This window comes from Saccharomonospora iraqiensis subsp. paurometabolica YIM 90007, assembly GCF_000231035.2.
GTDB classification, from domain to species: domain Bacteria; phylum Actinomycetota; class Actinomycetes; order Mycobacteriales; family Pseudonocardiaceae; genus Saccharomonospora; species Saccharomonospora paurometabolica.
Genome location: NZ_KI912245.1, coordinates 1 through 1906, shown reverse-complemented (window position 1 = coordinate 1906; position 1906 = coordinate 1). Strand labels below are relative to the sequence as shown.

Here is a 1906-nt window from a genome sequence, read left to right as displayed (position 1 = left end):
CCGCCGGAGGGCCGCCGCTGAGCCGGCCCGGCGGACGTCGCCGGTCCCGCGGACGTCGCCGGGTCAGCGGACGTCGCTGGCGGCGGTGTCGGTGTTGCGGAGTTCCCTCGGCAGCGCGAACGAGATCTTTTCGTTCGCGGTGGTGACCTCCTCGACCCCGGTCCAGCCGCGCTCGGCCAACCAGTCGAGCAGCTCCATCACCAGCACGTCCGGCACGGAGGCACCGCTGGTGACCCCCACGGTTCCCACACCGTCGAGCCAGCGCTCGTCCACCTGGGCGGCGTAGTCCACCAGGTGCGCGTCGGTCGCCCCCGCCTGCAGCGCCACCTCGACCAGCCGCTTGGAGTTCGACGAGTTCTCCGAACCGACCACGAGCACGAGGTCGCACTCGGCCGCCATGGCCTTCACCGCGACCTGGCGGTTGGACGTGGCGTAGCAGATGTCGTCACTCGGCGGGTCCGCCAGGTCGGGGAACTTCCCCTTGAGCTGGTTCACCCGCTCCATGGTCTCGTCGACGCTGAGCGTGGTCTGGGACAGCCAGACGACCTTCGACGGGTCCCGCACGGTGACCTTGTCCACGTCCTCGGCGGTGTCCACGAGTTGCACGTGCTCGGGTGCCTCGCCCGAGGTGCCCTCGACCTCCTCGTGGCCCTCGTGGCCGATGAGCATGATGTCGTAGTCGTCCCGGGCGAACCGGTTGACCTCCTTGTGCACCTTCGTCACCAGCGGGCAGGTGGCGTCGATCGTGTGGAGGTTGCGCTGTTCGGCCTCGGCGTGCACGGCGGGGGACACCCCGTGTGCGGAGAAGACCACCAGTGCCCCCTCGGGCACCTCCGAGGTGTCGTCCACGAAGATCACACCCCGTTCCCGGAGCGTGTCCACCACGTGCCGGTTGTGCACGATCTCCTTGCGCACATACACGGGCGGGCCGTACTTCTCGAGTGCCTTCTCCACCGTGACGACGGCACGGTCGACGCCGGCGCAGTAGCCACGGGGCTTGGCCAGCAGGACCCGCTTGCCGCCGTCACCGGACACGGTCTCGGCGTACCCCTCGGGGACGCCACCCTCGGGCGCACTGCCCTCGGGGACATGGTCCGGGGTCGGGTCTTCCGGGGTGGTCTCGGTGCCGGGACTGGCTGCGCTCATACCTCCAACCCTACGGGTCACCCCGCGAAGGCGACGAGCGCGAGCCCCGGACACGACGCGGCACCCGGATCGGAGTTTCCGCACGGGCGCGGGTGCGGCACGCTGGGACCATGAGACACCTCCCGTTCCCGCTCCGGGTAGCCGCCGGCCTGGCCGTGACGACGGTCGAACGGGCGCGAGAACTGCCCAGACAGCTCACCGAACTCCCGGTGACCGTGGTCAGCCAGACCCTGCACGCGTCGATGCGCGTCCAGCAGCACGTCACCGAGCTGGCGATCAAGGGGGACACCGCGCTCTCGGCACTGCACCGCCCCGACGACGAGCCCGAATGGGCGACTTTCGACGAGGACCTGGACACGCCGGAGGGGCCCGGCACGACCGTCCCGGGCGGCCCCCCGCGGGAGAACGGGACGGCGGACGACGACCCCTGGTCGTTGGAAGAGCGGGCACTCGCCGAGGATCATTCCGAGGGCGAGTTCGACAGTCCGGCCACGGACGGGGACGCCGCCACCGGGGAGGCGTTCGCGGCACCGCGTGCCGGCGGCGGTCCCGCGGGCATGGCGGACTACGACGAGCTCACCCTGCCCCAGGTGCGCGCCCGGCTCCGCACGCTGACCCTGGCGCAGTTGGAGGAACTGCTGGCCTACGAACGCGCGCACGCCGACCGGCCGTCGTTCACCGGCATGCTCGCCCGGCGGGCGGCCAACGTCCGGCAGGCCTCCGGCACCGCGACCGACGACCCGGCGGCGCCGTGAGCACC

At 71.6% G+C, this 1906-nt stretch carries 2 protein-coding genes; one reads left to right on the top strand and one right to left on the bottom strand.

The window, feature by feature from the left end; all coding sequences use genetic code 11:
- Positions 1-63 precede the first annotated feature (63 nt).
- The gene (locus SACPADRAFT_RS0213910; protein ID WP_007027461.1) at positions 64-1146 is read right to left on the bottom strand and encodes a 4-hydroxy-3-methylbut-2-enyl diphosphate reductase; all 1083 of its coding nucleotides are present in this window, start codon (positions 1144-1146) and stop codon (positions 64-66) included.
- A 110-nt stretch (positions 1147-1256) separates the two neighbouring features.
- Here SACPADRAFT_RS0213910 and SACPADRAFT_RS0213905 point away from each other — a divergent pair, with 110 nt between their 5' ends.
- A complete protein-coding gene (locus SACPADRAFT_RS0213905; RefSeq protein ID WP_007027462.1) occupies positions 1257-1901 on the top strand; it encodes a lipid droplet-associated protein in 645 nt (214 codons plus the stop codon).
- The last annotated feature ends 5 nt before the right edge of the window (positions 1902-1906 follow it).